We start from the raw sequence: 22,221 nt of genomic DNA on the forward strand, positions 1-22,221 counted from the left end.
GAGCCTTCATCATCCGTAGGTACTGGTGGCGACAATGGCATTGCCAGGCGCGGTACTGATGCCGTCGTCGCCAGTTCGACCAGAGCAGCATGTGTGATAAAGTCTGGTTTCCCCGCATGAACCAGCGATTCATCAATCGCCGGAGTTCAGGTAAGGTCCAGGCGATACGCGTCACGGTGTTTTTTTTCCTGCGGAATGGCCTGCCGCATGGCGACCAGCAAAGCGTGCGCCAGAAGCGCCAGGGTGATATGGCGATGCCAACTGCCCCAACGCCGAACTTCATAGTCATCCAGCCCACATTCCCCCTTGGCTATCTGGAAGCCTTGCTCGATTTTCCAACGCTGACCGGCAACCCGCACCAAGGTATGAATCGATGCCTGCTCTCGCGGGGCAAAGACCACATAGTAGGCCCGCTCGTCCGGCTATGAGCGGCTGCGTCGGATCAGCAGATAATGCCCCCAACGACGATCCTCCTCGTTGAGTTGGAGGCGCATCAACGGTGTCAACGCCCACTCGTACCATCGTTCTCCCTTGCTGCCAGCGCCGGCAGACAAGGTCTGCCACGCATCATCAGGCAGGGCCGCCATGCTCTCATCAGCCCGGGTGTACTGGAAGCTCTTCCACCACAAGGGTTCATTGCAAGCCACTTCCAGAACAAAGGGTTGCGATCGCTGCTCGAGCCAGAAGCGCAGGCGGCGATTGCCTCCGTAGATGCTGTCTCCTGTTACCCAGGAGGCCGGCGTGCCGTGATCCAGGGCACGCTCCAGCATGCGACGAGCAAGCTCCGGTTTGCTGGCAAATTCGACGTCATCGGGAATCCCGGCACGCCGGCAACGATGGCGATCCTCGGTCCAGGACTTGGGCACGTACAGGGCGCGATCCAGGAACGCATGCCCAGCAGGACTGGCGTAGAGAAGAAAGACCCCAATTTGGCTGTTTTCGACACGCCCGGCCGTGCCACTGTACTGGCGCTGTACGCCGACGGAGTGCTGGCCTTTCTTGATGAAGCCGGTCTCGTCCAGCACCAGCACACTCTCAGGATCGCCCAGCAACTCGATGACCCATTGGCGAAGCCTATCCCGCGCGTCATCCGCATCCCAGCGCGCCCGATCCAGCAGGTATTGGACGCCATCAGGAGACACATCGCCCAACCATTCGGCGAGTTGCCAGCCATTCTTGCGCTCACATCGGCTGAGCAATCCTTTGATATATCCCATGGCCCGCTCGCGGGTTTCCGAGCGAGGAAAGAGCGGTCCAAGTCGTTGGGCCAGGTCATCGAAGCGGTCGACAATGGCGGTTTCTAGTGACGGCATATCTCATCCACGAAAACGTTAGGATTCAATATCATGCAGTGTAGTCAAATTTAGCTACGGCTGTAGTACTAGTACATAACATCGAGAAGTTGGCGAACGATGGACAGTTGCCCGCCTGATGCCAGGGGCAAAAGGGCCAATAGAGGGGCTTCGGGAAGCCCATGGAGCCGGCCTTTGGCAGCTTGTTGATGCCAAAACGGCTGACCATGCACAGGAACTCAGGTAACGGATTCTTTGGCGATCGTGACAAAAAATCAAGAACCAGGCGGTGGGATCGACCCGGGTTTGGGTTTTTCTACAGCCTCGTTATATCAGGTCTCACTGAACGTGGTGGTGAAACTTTGGCGTCGCCGTAGTTGCTCGAGGCACACCGGCTTGTCGGTTGCTCGATGAACGATGCGTAAACATCCTGAGAGGCAACAAGCCTTGCCTTCTTTTTTCCATAGAGATTTTACAAGCAGCTAGCGCTCCGGATTCTTTAAATAAAAATTCATAAAAGTGAAATAAAAGCATCAAGCTTAGATATTAGCATAAACCATCGAAGTGTCCATAGGAGGAGAAGGGTGTGAGTATAAGCATGTGGCTTGCTTTTCTAACAGCTTCAGTGGTAGTGAGTTTATCTCCTGGAGCAGGGGCTGTAAACACTATGAATAGCGGCATAAATTATGGATTACGCTATTCAGTATCCACAGTGTTAGGATTGCAGCTTGGATATGCAGCCCAAATATTAGTTGTCGCTGTTGGTCTAGGCGCATTGCTCGCATCATCCACGGTGGCATTTTCATTTATAAAATGGGCGGGAGTTGCGTACCTAATGTGGCTGGGAGTTCAAAAATGGAATACAAGAACCTCATGGGACGTAATTGAGTGCAGGAAAGAAAGTAGCAAAAAGCTATTCTGGAAATCAACTCTGATTAACTTAACTAATCCCAAAGCCACTGTTTTCCTTGTTGCTCTACTGCCGCAGTTTTTATCTAACTCGTCCTATTCATATCTTCTCCAACTATTAGTGTTAGGAACAACTCTTCTTGTGGTCGATCTTATCGTGATGTTTTGCTACGCAGCGCTGGCGAGCCAGTTTAAGGTTTTTATAACCTCAGGAGCTAGGATGAAAGTCATGAATAGAATTTTTGGCGCTTCCTTTATACTGGCGGCAATTGCCCTTTCAAGCTATAATAAAAACAGCTGACAAGAACAGTTATTTATATATTTGTTTTATATCTCCACTGTTCACTATGAATTGACCCCAGTAATTGTCGGTTGGTTTTGAGATGAATATCCCTATCTACCACATGGATCATTCTAGATTTCATCTAGAAAACCCTGCTTCATCGTTTGTTCATCGCATCTTCATGTTATTGACCTAGGGGTGTCATGCCACGGCGTCAGAGTAATTGCGTCTCAACGGCCTTTATTATCCCCAATGGAGATTGAAATGATTACTATACCTCGCCAGCTGCTAGCAACTACCATCGTTGGACTACTATCCACTGCTGCCCTTCAAGCCAGCGCTGATTTATCATCACGTTATTCTGATATAGATGGAGACATGATTGCCGATATTCCTACAGATGAAAACCAGTGGACCGATCCTGATACCTTGGTATTCGCTTATACTCCTGTGGAAGATCCGGCCGTCTACGCTGAAGTTTGGTCAGATTTTCTCGACCACCTCGGTGAGGTGACGGGCAAAGAAGTGCAGTTCTTTCCAGTGCAGTCCAACGCTGCCCAGCAGGAGGCCCTACGTGCTGGGCGCGTACACGTTGCTGGATTCAATACGGGTGGCGTGCCGATGGCAGTGAATTGCGGTGGCTTTCGTCCATTTGCCATGATGGCAGGTGATGACGGTAGTTTTGGTTATGAAATGGAAGTTATTACGTATCCAGGCAGCGGTATCACAACCGTAGAAGACCTAGCAGGCAGGGAACTTGCCTTCACCTCACAGACTTCTAACTCGGGCTTTCGTGCCCCTTCTGCGATCATCAAGTCCGAGTTTGGAATGGAAGCTGGAGTCGATTTTGATACCCCATTCGCTGGCACTCATGAGAATTCAATCCTTGGCGTGATCCATAAGGACTATGAAGCAGCTGCCATTGCAAACTCAGTTATTACTCGAATGAAGGCGCGAGGTGTCATTAACGAGAATGACTATGAGGTAATATATACTTCCGCAACGTTCCCCACAACTCCCTATGGCACCACTCATAACTTGCACCCAGAGCTTCAAGAAAAAGTCCAAGAGGCGTTCTTCAGTTACGATTGGGAAGGTTCCCCCCTACAAGCCGAATTCTCTAACAATGGCGAAAGCCAGTTTATACCCATCAACTACGCAGAGCGCTGGGAAATTATTCGCACCATCGCCGAAGCGAATGGTGTAACCTACGACTGCTAATGTCCGGCAATTCATCATGTAGCGGCTGGGAAGCCTAACTTCCTAGCCGCTTGCCGCTTTGTCCAGGGAGAAACCCCTATGCTGAGTCTGTCTCAGGTCTGCCGCTACCCTATTGGGGACCATGCGTTCACCGATATGGACCTTACTCTGCCAGCCGGGCAGATGATGGCCCTAACCGGCCCCTCTGAGGGGTGGTATGAGCATCCTAATTCGCTGCGTAAACCGCTTGGCCGAGCCCACCTTGGGTAGCATACGCATGGGCGACACTGAGCTGACCCGCCTCTCCGGCCGTATCGTGCTCATCTCGGAATGGATCGCATCCCGGGTTCGCCATGCCATCATCTAAGCGCTCATGAGTGAAAGACACACTGATCACAACATCATTATCCTGGACCTGATACGACATGGTGAGTCAGTGGGCGGGTGCTAACAGTGTGCCCTATCGACTACCCATTGGGAGAGCAAAAGAATGCGGCTCTCTGAGAAACTGACAGGACATATCGTAACGCCATCGCTACCTTGCCAGTTGGGATTACATTGGCGAAACCAGCCTAGAGGAAGGGGACGGTCAGGGTAACACAAACCTGCGTCTCAGCTTTAGCGCCCAGTGATGAGGTAATTAAGTTATATTTAATATTTTCTGCCCTCTTAATACTCTAGATTGGCCTGACAATCAAACAGTAATACCATTAAGGAGAAGCATGATGCTCAAGAGAGAAAAAGCCTTGCTAGAAACTGCTAAGCTTGCAGCTTTCGAAGCTGGTGCCCTGTTGCGCGAGGGCTATCGGAAGGACGGTCGTGTCGCCTTTGAGCGCAAGGGGGCATCTGACTTCGTCACCCACTACGATAAGGCTGCCGAGAGCACTATCATCAAGCGTATTCACAGTACCTTTCCCAACATTGCCTTTCTCGGCGAGGAGACCGGTATTACGGCTGGCTCCGATAGTGACTACACCGTGGTCGTCGATCCCCTCGACGGCACCAATAACTTTCTACACGGGGTTCCTCACTTTTCGGTTTCTATTGCCGTCACTAAAGGGGATGAGCTGCTGATCGGTATCGTCTATCATCCACTGCTGAACGAAATGCTCTGGGCAGGAGTCGGTACTGGCGCATTCCTCAATGACAAGCGGCTCGTGAGACCTATAGCCAGGCCACTTACCGAGATGCTGGTGAGTACCTGTCTGCCTTATAACGATAAAGGCGACTGCGCGACCGCCCTAAAACAGCTCACTATTCTAATGCCGCAGGTTGCCGGCATCCGCAGCCCTGGTTCAGCAGCACTCGAGATCGCCTATACTGGCTTAGGGCGCTTTGATGCCTTTTGGTCCCAAGGCGCACGACTTGATTTCTGGGACGTTGCAGCTGGAATCGTCATAGCACGAGAAACAGGCTGCATGGTGACCGATCTCACCGGCAACCCCACCCCTGCCAAGTGGAACAGCTTGGTGGTAGCACATCCGCAGCGGCATAGAGCATTGCTGAATTGTCTGAACGCTACAGGATAAAACGAGATCATGATACTATATTTTTCTCCCACAAATAATTGCTTCTTAGCGTCATATTAATTTACTCCGACCCCGGAGCATAAAAAGACCGAAGCAGCTTCCTAAAACTAACCGTGCCTTTGTTAAGTTCTTGTTCTAAAGTTTTCGTGTAGTATCCATATAAGGATCTGACACGGATGGAAACCATGGCCGAGCGCATTGTTGCCCCTCTAACTGAACTTGAACAGCAGACGCTAAACTCGGCCTATCACTAAGGCGAGAAGCGTGCCCTACGTCGGCGTGCGCACGCTATCACTGCTGAGTGACCAAGGCCATACTATCAACCAAATCAGTGAGATACTGCAGGTTCGCCGCGATGCTGTACACGATGGTTCAAACATAGTGGGAAGCGTCGGGCCTCGATGGGCTCAACGATAAGCCCTGCGAGGTGACCGCGTACTCACATAGCCGAGCCGGGGGCTCCCACACCACCACCGAACCGGAGACAACCAAGACGGTCATCGAAGCGTTCGACCGGTTTGTGGTCCAGAAAGACCCGGATACCTTCGCTGTCGTGGCGCTCAAGAGTGCCAGCATGCATCGCTCCATAACCTACAGAGGGAAGATTGTGGAGTGGATATCGCATCGTGTGCACTTGGTCTACCTATTGGCTTACTTGCCGGAGCTGAACCTGATTGAGATTCTGTGGCGGAAAATGAAGTATGCATGGCTGCCGCTGAGTGCGTACTTCTCGTTTGACCGCCTCTGTGATGAGGTACACCGCCTGCTCGGTGGCTACGGAACTGATCGTGCGATTAATTTTGAAGAAGAACTTATAAAAATGATACTAGGATGATCGAGGTCGTTGCGATCCCGTCTCCAGAAAGCGTGACATTTTAAGTGCATTAATATTTAAATAAAATTAAATTAATCATGCATCTTGGTGAATTTTAAATAGAGTTTGTGTTATTGTTTTCAACTTATTGATTTTTAATTGTTTTCTGTAAGACGATAAATCAACGTTAATCGGTTAAACATTGAAAAACTCACACTATGTAACTACCTTGAACTTGCCTTAGGGGCATGAACCTTTTCTCAAGTAGAACATGGAGTGACTATGAAAAACTCAAATAGAGTGGCAATCATCGGGACAGGAAGCATTGGGATTGATTTGATGTATAAAGCACTCAGATCAAACAAACTAGATTTAAGATTTGTTGTGGGACGCCGAGACGATAGTCCGGGTATTCGCGAAGCATTAAAACAGGGAGTTGTAGTCTCAAGCAGAGGTGTTGAGTTCCTTGAAGAAAACTTCAATGACTTTGACATTGTTTTTGATGCAACTTCTGCCGAATCGCATTTAGAAAATGAAAAGATTTTCAAAAAGTACAATAAACTAGCAATAGACCTCACCCCCGCTAAGATTGGAGATCTTTGTGTCCCAGTTATCAATTTGTCATCCTTGGAAAAAAGTAGAAATATAAACTTAATAACTTGTGGCGGGCAAGCAAGCCTACCACTTGTCCATGCTCTCAGAAAATCATGTAAGAAAGTCAATTATGTAGAAGTTATATCAAGCATATCCTCTGATAGTGCTGGCTTGGCAACAAGAGAAAATCTCAATGAATATGTCACCACAACTGAGTTTGCACTTAGAAGGTTTAGCGGGTCGGATGTGTCTAAAGCGATATTAAATATAAATCCAGCCATTCCTCAAGTATGCATGCAGACAACCTTGTATGCCAATTGCTCAAGATTAGATAAAGAAGCACTTGAAAGATATACAAAAAAAATCATCCAAAGTGTAAAGCAGTACGTACCAGGCTACAACTTAGTTCTTGAGCCGCTAGTTAAAGATGAAAGTGTGACAGTTGCTGTTCAAGTTCATGGAAGTGGTGATTATTTGCCTGGGCACGCAGGAAACCTTGACATTATTAACTCTGCAGCAATAGTCATTGCAGAGAGGCGCTATATTATAGATAAATCATCTTTCAGCTCTGAAACCCACGAAGAGGAATACGCATGAAAAACAACAGTATATTAATTAGCGACTGCTCACTTAGAGACGGTAATCATGCCGTAAAGCATCAACTTAGTATCGATCAAATCGCTGAGTATTGTGAAGGGGCTGATCGTGCTGGGTTAGATATTATAGAGGTTGGGCATGGATATGGGCTAGGGGCATCCTCTAGTGCATTTGGCATCTCAAAAGTTGGTGATGAGGCCATGCTGAAAGTCGCAAGAGAGAAATGCAAACAATCTATGCTTGGAATTCACTTTGTGCCGGGAGTTGGGAAGCACTCTGAACTTGATATGGCAATTGATATAGGAGTTGATGTTTTTCGAGTCGCCAGCCACTGTACAGAGAGTAATATAACGTATAGATCCATTGGATATTTAAAAAGAAAAGAAAAAATAGTATTTGGTGTATTGATTATGTCTCATATGGCTGATGCTGATAGGCTTCTAAATGAAGCGCTAGGTATGCAATCAGCTGGAGCTGATGGAATTATTCTTATGGACAGTGCTGGATATTCAACTCCCGATATTGTTGGTGAAAAGGTTTCAACTCTGAAAAACAACTTAAGTGTAAAAGTTGGCTATCATGCACATAATAATCTTGGTCTTGCTGTTGCAAATTCTGTTGTAGCAGCAGAATCAGGCGCATCAATTATTGATGCAACAATTAAAGGGTTCGGTGCAGGGGCCGGAAACGCACAACTTGAAGCCGTTGTGGCTGTGCTAGAGCGGTATGGTTACTCAATGAACTTAAAATTCCAAGACCTGATAGACTTATCCTCATACGCTGAGAGAAATATCATTGCTAGAATACCCGATATCAAAACAATTAACATAATGACCGGCATGTACGGCCTGTTTACAGGATATGGTCCTTATATACAGAAGATATCTTCTGATTTTGGCGTGAATATATTTGAGCTTTGCGAGAGACTAGCCAAGAGAAGGCTAGTGGCCAGTCAAGAGGATATTATAATTGAAGAGGCAAGTAGGCTGGCGAAATCAACTGATTAAAGTAAATAATTTAATAGTAAATTCCTCCACTTGTCTCTCGGGAGATATAGCCTGATCGGCGAGTGGGGTGTTTATTTAATTTCTCATATTAACCCTATCTAAAGCCGGGAAATAGAACATGTTTGATAACCTTGAATGGATTTCTCCAGATCCGATATTATCTCTTAGCGAAAAATTTATAGAAGACAGAAATCCAAGAAAGGTTGATCTTGGTATTGGGCTGTATAAAAACAGTAATGGTATAACCCCTATAATGGAGTCGGTAAAGATTGCTGAGAAATATTTAGTTTCACAGGCAGAAGATAAGGTTTACAAGGGCTCCGTCGGACTTGACGGATATTGCAATAAAATAATAAGTCTATTGTATAAAGACGCTCCTGAAATCATCGCTGAAGAACGAGTTACAGCTGCTCAAACCGTCGGTGGGACAGGGGCTGTCAGGCTTGCCGCTGAATTAATCAAGTCGTACAGCCCAAGAAGAATTGTATGGATATGCGATCCAACATGGGAAAATCACAGAGGTATATTTTCTCACTTGGGCGTGAATATTCGAAGCTATCCTTATCTAAATGAGAAAGGCGAGTTTAGCTTTGACTGCATGATTGAAAGCATTAGTAAAATTCCATTTGAAGATATCCTGGTGCTCCACGGATGCGGTCATAATCCTACAGGATATGACCTTACAAACAATCAGTGGATGCATCTTCTTGAAATAGTTAAAGAAAAACGGATATTTCCTATTATTGACATGGCGTATCATGGGCTAGCAGATAATCTAAACAAGGACTCTTATGGCGTCAACCTGTTTTCCGAGCAACTGGACGAAATGTTTGTAGCATATTCGTGCTCCAAGAATTTTGGCCTATATCGAGATAGAGTGGGCGCCCTAGTTATATTGGGAAAGAACAAAGACCATTGCTCGAAAATAAAACTACATGCGTCTAATTTAGCAAGGGTGAATTACTCTAGTCCGCCTATCCATGGCGCTTCTATAGTTAATGAAGTATTGTCATCCAATGAGCTTTATCAAATATGGGCAGCTGAGCTTGAACGCATGACGACTAGAGTCAAGGGTGCTAGAAAAATGCTCGTCCGAGAAAGCAGCGAACAGGGTTGCAGCGAAATATTTCTTGGCGCAGCTAGAGGGGAAGGCTTATTCTCAACAATATTGCTAAATCTTAACGAAATAAGAAGACTGAAAGAAGTCTATAATATTTACATGCTTGAAATAGGTCGAATAAATATTTCTGGAATAAATAAAAACAACATTGAATACGTTGTTTCGGCTATAAAGCAAGTTGCAGGTACCAGATAGGCTGGCGTGTACAGTAATGGTATTCACCTGACACTTTGCCTGATCAACCCACTCACCCTTACTACCTCCCTCGTCACCGCTTCATCCAGCATCCCGCGGCCGGTTTCCACCACGGTGAGCCAGTCGCGGGCGCGGGTGATGCCGGTGTAGACCAGCTCGCGGGTGAGGATGGGGTTGGGGGCGTCGGGGAGCAGCAGGGCGGTGTGGGTGAATTCTGAGCCCTGGGATTTGTGCACCGTCATTGCGAATACGGTTTCCACCGCTTGCAGGCGGCTGGGCAGCACCCACTTGATGTCGCCGCTGCCGTCGCTGGCGGGGAAGGCGACGCGCAGCAGGGTGCGGCCGGGCGGTTCGGTTTCGCTGCGGGCTTCGGGCACGCCGAGGGTGATGCCGATATCGCCGTTCATCAGCCTCAGGCCGTAGTCGTTGCGGGTGACGAGCACCGGGCGGCCTTCGAACCAGCCCTGTTCCAGCTCCAGGTCGCTGGCCTTGAGCCAGCTGGCGCGGCGCAGGGCGCGGCCGATGCGCGGGTTCAGTCCTTCGATACCCCAGGGGCCTTTGCGCAGGGCACATAGCAATTGGAAGTGCCCGTGGGCGGCGAGTATCTGGCGGGCCCAGTCGTCATAGGGCTGGCGCGCTTCGCCTTCACCAAAGAAGGGCTGGGTGGGGCGCGCTGCCTGCATCACTTCCAGGTAGTGGGCATAGCCGCGGGGCGGGGCGATGAGCTCGCCGCGCCGGTCGTGGCGGCCTTCGCCGTTGTTGATAAAACCGGCCGGGTTGCCGTTCACCACCAGCCGGTCGAATGCCGTGTCGTCGGCGTCCGCCAGGGCGAGGCGGGCGATGTCGGCGTAGCGTGACTTTCCATCAGTGCCGAAGATCTCGCGCACGGCGCGTTTCTTCTCCTTGTGGTCGTGGCCAACACCGAGCGGGCGGTTGACCGCTTCGGCGAGCTGGCCGATGCCGCTCTTGGCATCGAAGCGGTGGCTCACCCGCAGCATGGCGATGGCCTGGTCCAGCGGCTGGCCGTCTGCGTCCCGGTGCTTTTCGGGTATCGGCGTGCCGATCACGCTCTCCAGCCAGTCGCAGGTGGCCGGGGTGTAGTGGCCGCCTTCGGCGCGCTGGCACAGGTCGCCGAGTACGGCGCCGGCTTCCACCGAGGCGAGCTGGTCCTTGTCGCCGAGCAGTACCAGCCGCGCCCTGGGCGGCATGGCGGTGAGCACGGCGGCCATCATCTCGATATCCACCATAGAGGCTTCATCGATGACCAGTGCGTCCAGTGGCAGTGGGTTGCCGGCGTGATGGCGGAAGTGGCGGGTGTCGGGTCGGGAGCCGAGCAGGCGGTGAAGCGTGGTGACCTGCTGGGGGATGGCGCTGCGCAGCGTCTCGGGGGCATCACTCAAGCCTGTCAGATCGAGGCGCGCAACCTGGTCGGCGATCGATTCGTTGAGCCGGGCGGCGGCCTTGCCGGTGGGGGCGGCGAGATGGATGCGCAGCGGGCGCTGGCCTTCCCCCATGGCGAGTGCCTGAAGCAGGGCGAGCAGCTTGACCACGGTGGTGGTCTTGCCGGTGCCGGGGCCGCCGGTGATCACCGCGAAGCGCGAGCGGGTGGCCAGGGCGCAGGCGGCCTTCTGCCAGTCGGGCCCGGGGCCGGTCGGGGGTGCGGGGAATAGCGAGTCGAGAGCGGCGGCGAGAGTGGTGGTGCTGGTGACGTTATCCGGGCGCCTATCGGCGCCGTCGTGCGGCAGAGCCGTCCTCCCACAGGGTGCATCGGCAGTGTCGGTGGCGTTATCGGGGCGCCTGTCGGCGCCGTCGTGCGGCAGAGCCGTCCTCCCACAGGGTGCATTGGCAGGGTCGGTAGCGTTATCGGGGTGCCTGTCGGTGCCGTCGTGCGGCAGAGCCGTCCTCCCACAGGGAGCATCGGCAGGGTCGGTGGCGTTATCGGGGCGCCTGTCGGCGCCGTCGTGCGGCAGAGCCGTCCTCCTACAGGGGGCGTCGCTTGTGTCCAGTCTTGCCGAGATGTGGTGGCGGATATCCTGCTCGTATTGCCAGTAGCGGCGCAGGTAGAGCCGGGTGCTGTCGGGGCTTTCGAACTTCACCAGCGGGGTGTTGCCGGGCTGGTCGTCGCGGCCGTCGGCGACCAGCGGCGGGTGGTCCAGGGCGGCGCGCCAGGTGACGAGGTCGAGCCCGGCGAGCACGTCGCCGGGCAGCGGCGGCGGGTCGCTCAGGTCGTCGCCTTCCGGGGGAAGCGAGAGGGCGAGGTCCGGGGCGGCCAGGGTGGCGGCCAGGTCGAGGCACACATGGCCGCGTCCCAACTGGTGGCTGGCCAGCGCCGCGGCGAGCAGCAGCAGGGGAGAGGCGTCGCCCACCTCACGGTGCAGGAACACCGCCAGGGCGCGGTCCAGTGCCCGCAGCCAGCCGTGTTCCACCCAGCGGTCGAGCAGGGCGATAAGCGAGTCGACGTTGCTGAGTGCTTCATCCCGGGCTTCCGGCTGAGCGTCGTCCTGAGCGCTGGGGGCACTGTCAGGGGCGGTGTCGGAAGCCTCACCGAGCAGGTCCTCGAACATATCGGGTGTGGCGTCGTGCATGTCGCCTTTCCTGCGTTTCGTCATGCCGGCGTCTCCGTGTCGGTCGGCGCGGTGGCGGCGGTGCCCCTGCCTTGGAACAGCGTGTCCATCGCTTCGATCAGCTGGCGGGGCGGGCGCTCGGCGTAGACGCCGCGGCTCTCGGCGTTGGTACCCCGTAGGAAGACGGTGAGCGAGCCGCCGATGTGGCGGTCGTAATCGTAGCCCGGCAGGCGCGCCTTGAGCAGCCGGTGCAGGGCGAGCAGGTAGAGCGAGAACTGCAGGTCGTAGCGCTTCTCGGCCATGGCCAGGCGCATCGCCTCGGGGCTGTAGGCGGCGTCGTCCGGCCCCAGGTGGTTCGATTTCCAGTCGGCCACGTAGTAGCGCCCCTCGAACTCGAACACCAGATCGATAAAGCCCTTGAGCATGCCGTTGAGGGTGTCGGCATCCAGCGCGGGGCGCGGCAGACTGGTATCTACGTTGCTATACGGGCTGGGGAGTGTGTAAGCACTTACGAGGGCGTCCAGGTGGCGGGTGTCGACCTGGCTGGCGGCGAACCAGAACTCCATCTCCACCTGGTAGCTGGTCAGTGAGTCGAGCCGGAATTCACCCTTCGTCTCCGGTAGTGGTAGCGGGGCGGTAAGCAGGGCGCCGAACCACTCGTGCAGGGTGGGCAGCCACTGGGACCAGCCGCGCAGGTTGCAGCGCCGGGCCAGGGCGTCCTCCCGGGCCGCGGGGTCGGCGGCGGCACGGGCGAAACCCTGCCTGCCGGCCCACTCTAAAATCCCATGGAGGAAGGTGCCGGGGCCAGGGCCCCTTGGGAACCTGTGTAGGGAGGGCAGTGGTTCGCTCCGGCCGCTGTCATGCGGCTCCTCGATCACTTCCAGCGCGGTGGCCTCCAGTGAGGTGGCCGGCTCGGAGATCGGCTTAAGGGAACCGGCTGGCACGGTGTGTGCCGTGGTCGGGGCACTGTGAAAAGCGGCGCTGTAGAGTGTGTCAGCACTCACTGGGGGGGTAGGGCCAGGAGCAAGGGTGACGCCGTCGGCCGAGAGGCGCAGTGCTGAGTAGCTGGCGATCCACCAGTGTTCGCGGGCGGCACGCTGGGGAACCCGCGCCTCGCCGAGGGGCTGCTCGGCGCTGCCCAGGTTGACGACGCGGGCGTGGGCCTGGGGCGCCGGTTCGATCCGGATGGCCTGGCAGCTGCCCTTGAGCCGGCCAAGGGTAGCGCCGAAATCAGCGGTGGCGATGGCAGCGCCGTTGGTAAGCACTTGCCCGATGGCGCTGCCTTCCAGCCCCTTGAGCGGCGCCATGCCCAGCCAGGTGGCGTGGCGGGCGCGGGTCAGCGCCACGTAGAGCTTGCGCAGGTCTTCGCCCAGACGTTCGCGGTCGACGGTGGCAAGCATCTCGTCGTCGGCTTCCAGGCTGATGCGCAGCCGGCCCTCGGCGTCGTGCCAGCGTAGCGGTGCGTCGTCTTTCTTCGTGGGGCGGTGGCCGCAGATGAAGGGCAGGAACACCAGCGGGTACTCCAGCCCCTTGGACTTGTGGATGGTGATGACCTGCACCAGGTCGGCGTCGCTCTCCAGCCGCAGCTTGTGGGTATCGCCGTGGCCTTCGGGGTTGGCGATGGCTTCGGCGAGGAAGCGGATCAGCGCGTGTTCGCCGTCGAGTTCCTGGCTGGCGTGCTGCAGCAGTTCGCCCAGGTGCAGGAGGTCCGTTAGCAAGCGCTCGCCTTCGCTGGCGGGGCCACTTGCCAGCAGCTGCGTGGCGATGGCGAAGTCGTTGATCAGCCGCCGCACCAGCGGCAGCACCCCCTGGCGCTGCCACAGGCGATGGTAGTCGCGGAACTGCATGACCCGGCTTTCCCAGGCCAGCTCATCCTCGTTCAAATGATTCAGCGTGGCGATATCGAGCCCCAGTACCGGAGTGGCCAGGGCGGTGTGCAGCTTGCGGGCATCGTCGGGCTCGGCACAGGCGTGCAGCCAGGCTTCCAGCTGTGGCGCCATGGGCGAGGCGAACACCTTGTCCTTGTCGGAGAGGTAGACGCTCTTCACCCCGCGCCGGGCCAGCGACTGGCGGATCGCCCGTGCCTCGCCCAGGCCATTGACCAGCACCGCCATGTCGGAGGGCTTGAGCAGCTGGAGTTCGCCTTGCTCATTCTGGAAGCCGGTGCTGCCACTTTGGCCCTCGCTGAGAAGCTCGACCATATGGGAGGCGCAGCGCTCGGCCATCACGCCGTGGTAGGCGGTCTTGGAGAGCGGCTCGTCGCTGTCGAGCTGCCACAGGGTCATGGCGGGCAGCGGCTGGCCCTGGCGGGTGAGTGCGTCCTTGCGGCCCTTCGCTGCTACAGCCACGAATGGCACCGGGTTGCCGCCGTCCGCCTCCTTGAACAGGAAGGCCCCAGGCGGATGCGCTTCGGCGAATTCGAAGCAGCGGTTGACTGCCTCGACCATCGCCTGGCTGGAGCGGAAGTTGGTGCCCAGGGTGACGTGGCGGCCCTCGGTGTCGCGGCGGGCGCGCAGATAGGTGTGGATGTCGGCGCCGCGGAAGGCGTAGATCGCCTGCTTGGGGTCGCCGATCAGGAAGACACCCGTGTTGTGAGAAGAGCCGCGGCCGTTCTCGTGGATGCGGTACACGCAGTCGAAGATGCGGTACTGCACCGGGTCGGTGTCCTGGAACTCGTCGACCAGGGCCACCGGGAACTGACGGCGGATCTGCGCCCCCAGTGCCTCGCAGTTGGGGCCGGCGAGCGCCCGGTCGAGATGGGTCAGCAACTCGTTGGGGCCCATTTCGGCGCGGCGCTCCTGCTCGCGGTCGAGGCGTGCGCGACACCAGTGCACGGCATGGGTGAGCAGGTCGGCGTAGGGGTCGGGCAGGGCGTTGAGTTCGTCCTGCAGGGCCTCCAGCGCGGCCAGGGCGGGGTGGTTAGGCGGCTCGCCCTTGAGCCAGATATCGGCCATGCCCTGTGGCGTCAGGCGCTTCCAGGCGGCGTCGGTCAGGCCGGGCCAGGTGGCATCGCCTTGGCACCATTCGCGCAGTGCGCCCAGCCAGTTGGCGCGGCTTCGGGCATTGAAGCTCTGCCCCTTGAAGGCCTTCTGCCTGGCGGCCTGTTCGAACAGCGCCTCGCACTCGTCGGCCCATTGGGGCCAGGGGGCCTTTAGCTCGGCCAGGCGCTCGGCGGTCTCGCGCTGGGCGCGGGCCACGGTTTCGCCGGGGGGTGGGGCGCCTTTCGCCAACGCCCCGCACTCGGGCATCAAGCCGCGCACCGCCCGGTGCAGCGCCTCGGGGGAGTCCCAGTGGCGTACCACGGCGGCGAGTTCGTCGTTGCCCAGCGGGTAGTAGAAGCTGCGCCAGTAGTCGCGCACCACCTCGAGTTCCAGCTCGGTCTGGTCGGTTTCCAGGTCCAGCGAGAACAGGCTGCCGCTGTCGAAGGCATGCTCGCGCAGCATGCGGTAGCACCAGCTGTGGATGGTCGAGACGGCGGCCTCGTCCATCCATTCGGCGGCGAGCTGCAGGCGCCGGGCGCAGGCGGGCCAGGTGGCGGGGGCATACTGGTCGCGCAGGGCGATGAGAAGTGGATCAAGACCCTCGCTACGGCCTGTCCCAGGTGCCCCTTGGCCAGTCTCGCCAGTTGCTTCGTCAGCAGGATTTCGCGGAGGCGCTGTGAACCCATCCTTGGGCGCTACATTCGGCATCCCTGCCGAATGACCTCCGCTACCCGAAGCGTCGGCAATGTTAGGCGCGGTTTCGGGCGCCTGTAGAGTGTCAGGCGCGGTTTCGGGCGCCTGTAGAATGTCGGGCGCGGCTTCGGGCGCCTGTGTAGAGCGCGCCTGTAAAAAAACATCCGCCGCTTCCACCAGCCGTGTGCGAATCCGTTCGCGCAGTTCCTGGGTGGCGGCGTTGGTGAAGGTGACGACGAGGATTTCGGGTGGTGTGAGCGGGCGTTCGAAGGCGGCGTCGTCGCCGGGCGAGCGGGCGCCCAGCACCAGGCGCACGTAGAGCAGAGCGATGGTGAAGGTCTTGCCGGTGCCGGCGCTGGCTTCGATCAAGCGGCTGCCGTGCAGCGGAAACTCGAGTGGGTCGAGTTGAGTGATCGTAGGAGGAAGGTAGTCAGCGGCAAGAGACATGGGCGTCCTCAAAAAACGCGAGCAAGCTCATATGGTGCACTAGGCGGGGTCTTTCCTCTACTTGGCAGGCATCTCATTGGCATTACCACCGCCCGGCTACGTGCCGGGCAGTGGTATAGGTCCGTGCTTATGGAAGGAACGTTGGGGTGTCAGGCAATCAGCAGCACGCTTGCGATCAGCACCCCCGACACCAGCAGGATGATGGCACAGAAGCCCATGATATCCCGGGCCTTCAGGCCGGCAATGGCAAGGGCGGGCAAGGCCCAGAAGGGTTGTATCATATTGGTCCAGCTATCGCCCCATGCGAATGCCATCGCCACCTTGGGCAAATCGGCGCCCAGCGATTGGGCCGCTTCCATCAGAATGGGGCCTTGCACCGCCCACTGACCGCCGCCGGAGGGGATGAAGATATTGATAATGCCCGCCGACAAAAAGCTCAGCACCGGTAATGTCTCGGCCGTGGAGATATCGACAAACATCTGCGCCATTCGCGAGGCGAGGCCCGAAGCGCTCATCATGCCCATGATGCCGGCATAGAAGGGGAATTGGATCAGCACGCCGCTGGTGCCCTTGATGCCGTCGGCGAGACAGTCGAGGAAGTTGCGCAGCGTGCCATGCAGCATGATGCCGACGAACAGTAGCACGAAGATCACTACGTTCAGGTTGAGGCCGCCACCACCGCCGATGATGTACATGGAGATGGCTGCAAAACCCATCACGGCGACGAGCCGGGCCAGCCACGGGGAGCGCTCCAGCCGTTCGGCGGGACGGTCACTCCGATGGTCATGCTCAACCGGTGCCGCGGTACCAACGTCGGGCTCGTGATCCTGCAGTGTGACGGGGTGATCGATGCCACGCATCATTAATCGGTTGGTGACCGGGAGCACCACCAGCAATACCGCAACCAGCACCAGGTTGAAGGGGCTCAGCAAGGTCTCGCTGGTGGGAATGAGGCCGATGCTCTCTTCCAGGAAGTGGCCAGGGGTGGCCAGAGTCAGGGGAACCGCCCCGGAAAGCCCGCCATGCCAGATCAGAAAACCCGAGTAGGCGCTGGCGATCAGCAGGCGGTAGTCGACATCGGGAACCCGTCTGGCCAGTTCACGCGCCAGGATGGCACCAATCACCAGCCCTATGCCCCAGTTTATCCAGGTCATGATCAGCGAGGTGAGGGTGACGAGCACGATGGCACGCCCGGGGGTATGCGCGACATTGGCGATGACGGCGACCAAGCGTGTGAATAGCGGGGCTTTGGCGACGATGAACCCGGTCACCAGGATCAATGCCATCTGCATGGCAAAGGTATGCAGCGACCAGAATCCGCCCATCCAATGGTCCAGCATGGCGACGGGTGTCTGAGTCTCGATGACCATGCCTGCAACGAAGACGAGCAGCGTTATGATGACCACCAGAACCAGGGGGTCGGGCAGGTAGCGGTCGAATAGCTTCACGCAGCCACTGGTAAAGAGTTTTAGCATTGTTGTTTCCTCTGCATATGGGGTGATGCATACCGCCGGAGGCGGCATGGATGGTCGAGGCGGCGTGTCGTGGAAATGTTGTTATTCAGGCGTCAAGCACGATGTCGGAAAGCGGAATCGCCTGACAGGTCAGGCATTGGTGCGGGTCCAGGAAGGGTGTTTCGACAAAGGAATGGACCTGGCCCTCGATGAGTGACAAGGCGCAGCTTTCGCACTGGCCGACACGGCATCCACTCGGTAGCTCGATACCATGAGTCGCGGCGCTTTCCAGTAGGGTGCCTTGCGCCGGTTGCCACAGATATTCGCGTTGTGAACGTTGCAAGCGAACCGTGCGAGGGCGGGCGGGAGCCACCATCTCGCGTCGTGGAGTGACGAAACGTTCCTGGAAAATCTCGAAGGGCCGAACGCCGCGATGCTCCAGCCATTGGCGTAGGTCATCCATCATGGCCTGCGGTCCGCATAGGTAGAAGCGCGCACGCTGCGTTAGCCACGTCGGCTCCAGTATGTCCGGACCGATATGCCCGATATGCTGGCAATCGCCGCGTGCCGCTTCTGCGTCGCTTGCCTCGCTGTAGAGGGTGACGACGTCTAGACGGGGTAGCTTCTGGGCGAGCTGTGTCAGGCGTTGCTTGAAGGCGTGTTGTCGGCTGTTGCGGTTGGCATGGATCAAGGTGATCCTTGGCATGTGCTCGGCGCCTGACCGGGCGAGACTTTCCAGCAGAGACATGAACGGCGTGATGCCGATGCCGCCGGCGATCAGCACCACAGGACGATCATGCCGCCGGGGCAAGGTGAAGTGGCCCGACGGCATCCGTATCTCGACGCGGTCGCCGACGCTCAACTCGCGGTTGACCAGGTGCGAGACGACGCCTGCTGGCTGGCCGTCTCGCTCGGCGATGCGCTTGACGGTAATGCGGTAGGCAGGTTGTGCTCGGTGGTGGGTTGCGCCCGATAATGAGTAGCTGCGTACGATTTCCTGCCCGGCGACATTGAAACGCAGGGTGACATGCTGCCCCGGCAGGTAGGCCGGCAACAGGCCCCCATCGACCGGTTCCAGCCACAGTGAGGTCGTGTCCTCGGTCTCGCGACGGCGGTTGCTGATGCGCATGCTGCGATATCCGCTCCAGTCGGTGTGCTCCGTGGCTTGCCGCACGTCGCAGGGCGCGCTGCGTAACGCCAGGGAACCGCTCAACGGGTCGCGTCTCGCCGATGAGATCAAGGCATTGATATTGACCGAGTCATGGCCATGCGGGGAGTAACCCGAACGGCCCAGGTCATCACAGGCCTGCCACCAGCCGTAATCGGCGATGACCAGGTTGTCGCGCAGGCTGGCGTCAACGGCGACACGCAGCGTGACCTCTCCATGTTCACTGACCAGCGTGCCCCGGCCGCCCTCGACAAGTCCTTTGCGCTTGGCGGTGGTGGGCGAGAGTGTCATCCCCGGGTCGGGTGCCCGGCGACGCAGAGAAACCAGGTTACGCTGCTGCGAGTGGCAGTAGAGGCCATTCTTGACGGTCACGAGTGTCATCGGCCAGTTGCTGGTATCGGTCGTGCGTGGTGAAAGGTGTTGCGGGACGGCTGGGTAGCCATGGTCGTGCAAGCGTTGCGAATAGAGTTCGACGCGCCGGGTCGGGGTGTCGAATCCGCGCGTGCTCCCCTGGTCGTCGACATGGGTGTGGCGCTCGGGGGATTGTGTCAGGGGGAGTGACACGCCGACAGGCGAGCGGCGAAGGGTATCGAGGTCGAGTCCCGACGGCTGCAGCATGTGCTGCCACCCTTTCTCGATATCGCCGCCAAAGAAGTCGTCAGCCATGCCGAGGCGACAGGCCAGGTCGAGGGCAACCTGGTAATCGGCGCGAGATTCGCCGCGCGCACTGACCATGGCGGGCCGAAACTGCACGTGGCAGGCTGCATCGGCATTGATCTCGAATCCAATGCGTAGGGCATCGCGTTCCCATGGGGTATTGATGGGCAGCAAGATGTCGGCGAAGGCATTGGTCGGCGTGTGAAACAGGTCGCAGTGTACGTGGAAATCGAGCTGTCGCAGGGCACGTTCACCCTGCTGAGGATTGGGTTGCGAGAGGAGAAAGTTGCCACCAAAGCCGAATAGCGCCTTAACGGGGTAGGGGCGCCGATGCTCTATGGCATCGTAAACGGCTTCTGCCGTCACCCACCCGCTGGCTGCTGGACCGAGTGGACGTTCGTCAAGCCCAAGGGCCTTGGCGCGCTGGGTCTCGTCAAGCAGCGAGTGGTCGTTGATACGGTTGATGGCGGGTGTCGCCCATAAGCGGTTGCCGCCAGGGCGATCGAAGCTGCCGGTCAGCGCGTAGAGGGTGGCGATGGCGCGCTCGGTCTGGGTGGCATTGGTGTGCTGGCCGATACCTGTCCAGCCGTGGTAGGCGACGTGCTGGCCGGCATTGGCGATTAACGCCGTGGCTTTCAGTATCGAACTCTCACTCAGCCCCGTTTCGCGAGCCGCCCGATCCAACGGCCAGGCTGCACACGCCTGGCGATAGTGGTCCATGGCGGGACGGCAGCGGACCAATGAGTCATCGAAGAGGCGGATGTGGCGAATGCCCTCAAGGGCCAGGCCCTTGGCTTGCTGCCGTGAGATTTCCTTGTGCGTGTCGATGGCGACCGCCATTTGTCGCTCGAGGTCCCAGGCGAGGTAGCAGCCTGGTGTCCGTGGATCCATCACCCAGCGGCCGGTGTCATCATCCACGAGAAAGGGCGCATTGCTCCAGCGGCGCACGAAGTCCTCATCGATATGCCCTGAGATCAGTAGCTGGTTGGCGATCGCCAGTGCCAGGGCGCCGTCGCTCCCGGGGTGTGGGGCCAGCCATAGGTCGGCCTGGCGGGCATGGGCGGTTTCCCGTGGGTCGATGACCAGTAGGCGGGTACCGTTCTGTTGGCCTGCCCCCAGCTCGCCTGCCTGGGACAGCCACACGTGGGAGGGATTATGGCCCCATAAAATGGCCAGGCGGGCATTGGCGTAGTCGGCGTTGGGCATGCCGCTGCCAAAGGTGAAGGTGTGCGCCACATCCTTGTGCCAGTTGCATATCTCGGTGCCGTAAATGGTGTTGGGACTGCCGAAATGGCGGATGAAGCGCTCCACCCACTCGATACTGTCCGACATTGGTGTTCCACTGGGTGTGGTAACGCTGAAAGCGACGCTTTCAGCGCCATGGCGGTCGCGCAGCTCACTCAAGCGCGATGTGATCTCGTCCAGGGCTTCGTCCCAGCCGATTCGTACCCAGCCTGGATCGTCACTGCCCTTGGGGCGAGTGCGTTTGAGCGGATAGAGCAGGCGGTCGGGATGGTCGACCAGCTCGGGGGCAGCGCGACCCTTGGCACAGGTGCCGCGCCCAGTGGGGTGCCCCTCAAGGGCCTCGACCTTGATCAGCCGGTCGTTGGCAACATGGTTGAGTGTGCCGCAACGTGAGCGGCACAGGGTGCAGTAGCCGGGGATAGATGTTGTTATTGGCATATGTCGAGGCGTCATTCAGATTTGCCTCTACCGTAGCGTTACGAGTCTATCTAAAACTAATATGTATTAATGATGCTTATGTATAGGCTTGGTCTATATGACATTACAGCAACTTCGCCACTTTCTGGCCATTATCGAAACCGGCACGCTCTCTCAGGCCGCGCAACGCTGCCATATTTCCCAGCCTTCGATGTCGGCATCCTTGAAAGCCCTGGAGCAGGATCTTGGATGTAGCCTTTTTACGCGCCATGCCAAGGGGCTGTTGCCGACACAGAGCGGCAGTATGCTGCAGCAACATGCCGAACGCGTGCTCCGCGAAACGAAATTGGCTCGCGAGAGGTTGCAGGCTCCACAGGATGAGCCGGAAGGCACCTTGACGTTGGGGGTGACGGAAACGATCTCGGCATACATGCTGCCTCGCCTGGTGCGATGGCGGCTCGATGCGCTTGCCGGTATTCAGTTACACGTGATCGAGGACACTATCGGCAGCCTGGAGGAACGGCTGCTGCGGGGAGAGGTTGATTTGGGCCTGATGGTCATCGATAACATCAGGCCGTCGATGGCCTTGCACTGCGAGCGCTTGTTCGATACGCCGAGAAAACTCTGGGCCCCCGCCGGTCATCCCCTGCTACGTCGTACTCGGATCACGTTGCAGGATGTCTGCGATTATCCATTCGTGCTGTTGGAGATGGATGAGCATGTCAGAACCTGGGAGCGATACTGGTCAGGCCAGATCCGGCGTCCGGAGATCGTACTGCGCAGCCATTCCATCGAGGCCGTCCGAAGTTTCGTGGCCATGGGGCAAGGTGTGACCATCCTGTCGGATTTGGTCTTTCGTCCCTGGTCGCTGGAAGGCGAACATATCTCTCGTCGCGAGGTGCATGAGGAGATTCCCGGGATGGGCATCGGTTTCATGCATCGCAAGGATGTCGTGACGCCACTGATGACACGTTTCATGCATAGGCTGCGAGCCACTGTGCAGGAAGGTGGGCTGTTCGGTCGTTAAGGTACAAATCAGCGCTTATCAGGAAACT

12 protein-coding genes and 2 pseudogenes are annotated in these 22,221 nt (G+C 57.3%); 9 read left to right on the forward strand and 5 right to left on the reverse strand.

What is annotated here, in order from left to right; genetic code table 11:
* Positions 1-146: 146 nt before the first annotated feature.
* Positions 147-1,313: pseudogene (locus C1H69_RS19340) on the reverse strand (IS701 family transposase).
* 565 nt (positions 1,314-1,878) lie between these two features.
* Here C1H69_RS19340 and rhtB point away from each other — a divergent pair.
* The 8 genes and pseudogenes from rhtB to C1H69_RS19380 all read left to right on the forward strand — a co-directional run bounded on the left by rhtB (position 1,879) and on the right by C1H69_RS19380 (position 9,540).
* Entirely contained in the window at positions 1,879-2,502 is a 624-nt protein-coding gene (gene rhtB / locus C1H69_RS19345) for a homoserine/homoserine lactone efflux protein (protein ID WP_102655031.1), read from the forward strand.
* A gap of 246 nt (positions 2,503-2,748) precedes the next feature.
* The gene (gene phnD, locus C1H69_RS19350) at positions 2,749-3,705 is read left to right on the forward strand and encodes a phosphate/phosphite/phosphonate ABC transporter substrate-binding protein (RefSeq protein ID WP_422666912.1); all 957 of its coding nucleotides are present in this window, start codon (positions 2,749-2,751) and stop codon (positions 3,703-3,705) included.
* Between the two features lie 196 nt (positions 3,706-3,901).
* Positions 3,902-4,051, forward strand: coding sequence for a hypothetical protein (locus C1H69_RS24540; protein WP_338066189.1), 150 nt, complete (start codon positions 3,902-3,904; stop codon positions 4,049-4,051).
* A gap of 358 nt (positions 4,052-4,409) precedes the next feature.
* Positions 4,410-5,213, forward strand: a complete 804-nt coding sequence (locus tag C1H69_RS19360; protein WP_102655032.1) for an inositol monophosphatase family protein — start codon at positions 4,410-4,412, stop codon at positions 5,211-5,213.
* A 185-nt stretch (positions 5,214-5,398) separates the two neighbouring features.
* Positions 5,399-6,048 (forward strand): annotated as a pseudogene (locus C1H69_RS19365) (helix-turn-helix domain-containing protein).
* Positions 6,049-6,309: 261 nt separating this feature from the next.
* Entirely contained in the window at positions 6,310-7,218 is a 909-nt protein-coding gene (locus tag C1H69_RS19370) for an acetaldehyde dehydrogenase (acetylating) (protein ID WP_102655033.1), read from the forward strand.
* Positions 7,215-8,225: a 4-hydroxy-2-oxovalerate aldolase gene (dmpG, locus tag C1H69_RS19375; RefSeq protein WP_102655034.1), complete on the forward strand. Its 1,011-nt coding sequence runs from the start codon at positions 7,215-7,217 to the stop codon at positions 8,223-8,225. The genes C1H69_RS19370 and dmpG overlap by 4 nt, the downstream gene beginning before the upstream one ends.
* 118 nt (positions 8,226-8,343) lie before the next feature.
* Positions 8,344-9,540: an amino acid aminotransferase gene (locus C1H69_RS19380; RefSeq protein ID WP_102655035.1), complete on the forward strand. Its 1,197-nt coding sequence runs from the start codon at positions 8,344-8,346 to the stop codon at positions 9,538-9,540.
* Between the two features lie 23 nt (positions 9,541-9,563).
* On the opposite strand, the gene recD is transcribed toward C1H69_RS19380, so the two are convergent.
* From recD to C1H69_RS19400, 4 genes are all read right to left on the reverse strand, one after another.
* Entirely contained in the window at positions 9,564-12,149 is a 2,586-nt protein-coding gene (recD, locus tag C1H69_RS19385) for an exodeoxyribonuclease V subunit alpha (RefSeq protein WP_240610016.1), read from the reverse strand.
* Entirely contained in the window at positions 12,146-16,225 is a 4,080-nt protein-coding gene (gene recB / locus C1H69_RS19390; RefSeq protein ID WP_102655036.1) for an exodeoxyribonuclease V subunit beta, read from the reverse strand. Before recB ends, recD begins: the two co-directional genes overlap by 4 nt.
* Positions 16,226-16,374: 149 nt before the next feature.
* Entirely contained in the window at positions 16,375-17,700 is a 1,326-nt protein-coding gene (locus C1H69_RS19395; RefSeq protein ID WP_102655037.1) for a short-chain fatty acid transporter, read from the reverse strand.
* Positions 17,701-17,785: 85 nt separating this feature from the next.
* On the reverse strand, positions 17,786-21,202 hold the full coding sequence (locus C1H69_RS19400) for a molybdopterin-dependent oxidoreductase (protein ID WP_205738556.1): 3,417 nt from the start codon (positions 21,200-21,202) through the stop codon (positions 17,786-17,788).
* Between the two features lie 82 nt (positions 21,203-21,284).
* On the opposite strand from C1H69_RS19400, the gene C1H69_RS19405 reads away from it, so the two are divergent.
* The gene (locus C1H69_RS19405; RefSeq protein WP_102655039.1) at positions 21,285-22,193 is read left to right on the forward strand and encodes a LysR family transcriptional regulator; all 909 of its coding nucleotides are present in this window, start codon (positions 21,285-21,287) and stop codon (positions 22,191-22,193) included.
* The last annotated feature ends 28 nt before the right edge of the window (positions 22,194-22,221 follow it).

It is taken from the genome of Billgrantia endophytica (assembly GCF_002879615.1).
Lineage (GTDB): Bacteria > Pseudomonadota > Gammaproteobacteria > Pseudomonadales > Halomonadaceae > Halomonas > Halomonas endophytica.